2 protein-coding genes are annotated in these 1,690 nt (G+C 68.0%); one reads left to right on the top strand and one right to left on the bottom strand.

Features of this window, described 5'->3' with window-relative positions:
- Positions 1-83 precede the first annotated feature (83 nt).
- Positions 84-1,064 carry an IS5 family transposase gene (locus NP777_RS46745; protein WP_256656296.1) on the top strand — a complete coding sequence of 327 codons (981 nt, stop codon included), beginning with the start codon at positions 84-86 and terminating at the stop codon, positions 1,062-1,064.
- Here the strand turns inward: NP777_RS46745 and NP777_RS46740 are convergent.
- A complete protein-coding gene (locus NP777_RS46740; RefSeq protein ID WP_256656297.1) occupies positions 1,021-1,572 on the bottom strand; it encodes a hypothetical protein in 552 nt (183 codons plus the stop codon). The two genes, NP777_RS46745 and NP777_RS46740, sit on opposite strands and share 44 nt — an antisense overlap.
- Positions 1,573-1,690 lie beyond the last annotated feature (118 nt).

The following is a 1,690-nucleotide window of genomic DNA, read 5'->3' as shown; positions in this document are numbered from 1 at the left end:
GTAAGAAGCTGTTGTCTTTTCGATCTTGAGCGGTGGCGGTCGAACGAGGGTTCCCGGTCGGGTGATCCTGCCGTGGCGAGAGCATGAAGACGGGGCCTCCTGAACAGCTCGTGGGTGTCGAATCCATAGAGCACCAGGAGGCCCCTGTGCCGCAGTCTCCCGTGTCGGTGATCTGGCAGTCCAACTGGGCTGCTCCATCGTGTGATTGCCTCGCGCACGTGTACGGCAACGCGGTCGACCGGTCCGAGCGGCAGCGCCGGTACCCGACGGACATGACGGACGGGGAGTGGGCGGCCATCCGGCCGCTGCTGCCGATGCCGGGCTGGATGCGCGGCCGGGGCGGGCAACCGGAGGCGTATTGCCACCGCGCGATGCTCGATGCGATCCGCTACCTGGTCGACAACGGCATCAAGCGGCGCGCCATGCCGGTGGACTTTCCACCGTGGGACCGGGTGTATGCATTCTTCCGCCGCTGGCGCGACCACGCCCTCGTCAAGGAGTTCCACGACCGGCTGCGTGGCCAGGTCCGCGAGCGGCTGGGCCGGGACACGGAGCCGACGGCTGGCGTGATCGACTCACAGTCCATCAAGGCGGACGCCGTCGTGGGCGCCGACAGCCGCGGCTTCGACGGTGGCAAGCAGATCAACGGGCGCAAGCAGCACGTCGTAGTCGACACCCTCGGCCTGCTGCTGGGCGTGATGGTCACGAGTGCGGATGTCGGAGACCGCGCTGCCGCCCAGGTCCTGCTGCACCAAGTCGCCGACGCCCACTGCCGGTTGGCCCTGGTCTGGGCTGACGGCGGTTATACCGGCAGCCTCGTCGAGTACTGCCTGGTCACGTTCGCCCTGGTCCTGGCGATCGTCAAGCGCAGCGACGACATGCGCGGCTTCGTGGTGCTGCCCAAGCAGTGGATTGTCGAGCGTCTCTTCGCCCACCTGATGCGCACCCGCCGCCTGGCGCGCGACTTCGAGCGCCGCACCGCCAGTGCCGAGGCGATGATCTACTGGTCGGTGATCCTTCTCATGACCCGTCGGCTGGCCCGCTCACGCTCTGCCCGAGCGTGAACCGGCCCGGCGCAGGCTCGGCCAGCCAGCCTCGCGCAACCAGGCGTTTCGCCTTCGACCTCAGCGCCTCCACCCGCGCCGGAACCACGTCCATGCCGAACAAAGCAGCCATCTCCTGGCAGGTCAGCGGCCCCTGCCCGAGCCGGGCCCGGTCCGCGAGCGCGGTGAGGATGCGCTGGTAGTCCACCGACAACGCCGACCACGCAAGCCCTTCACGCCACACCGGCACCTGCGACTTCGCCTTCGCCGCTTCAATCGTTGACGATGCCTCCTCGGCCTGCCCGTCGGCGGTCGGTGCTGTCCGGTCGGCCTGGTCGTGGCCATGCTCCGTCTCCTCTGCCGGGGCAAGCACCTCGCCCACCCGCGAGCGAGCGATGGCCCATTCCTTCCAGTCCCGCTCAGCCACGACCAGTTCAGCCTGGATGCGGTCGGCCTCCTCCCGCAGCTCGTCCACGTGACGGCGAGCGACGACCTCGCGCTGTTCCAGCAACCCCACGACCGACGGCATCCATGACCTCCCCAGCAGCGGCGACACGACAGACCACCACTCCCACAGGATCATCGCTCCTACGCTCGACCAGCGAAAAGACCGTTCTCAAGCCCGGAAAGACAACAACTTCTCAGGA

This window comes from Streptomyces rugosispiralis, from assembly GCF_024505145.1.
Taxonomy (GTDB): Bacteria; Actinomycetota; Actinomycetes; order Streptomycetales; family Streptomycetaceae; genus Streptomyces; species Streptomyces rugosispiralis.
The sequence above is the reverse complement of the archived record's forward strand: the minus strand, read 5'-3'. Positions and strand labels throughout refer to the sequence as shown.

Coding starts and splice junctions, on each gene's coding strand:
- NP777_RS46745 (WP_256656296.1), top strand. CDS start 84: ATGAAGACGGGGCCTCCTGAACAGCTCGTGGGTGTCGAATCCATAGAG.
- NP777_RS46740 (WP_256656297.1), bottom strand. CDS start 1,572: ATGCCGTCGGTCGTGGGGTTGCTGGAACAGCGCGAGGTCGTCGCTCGC.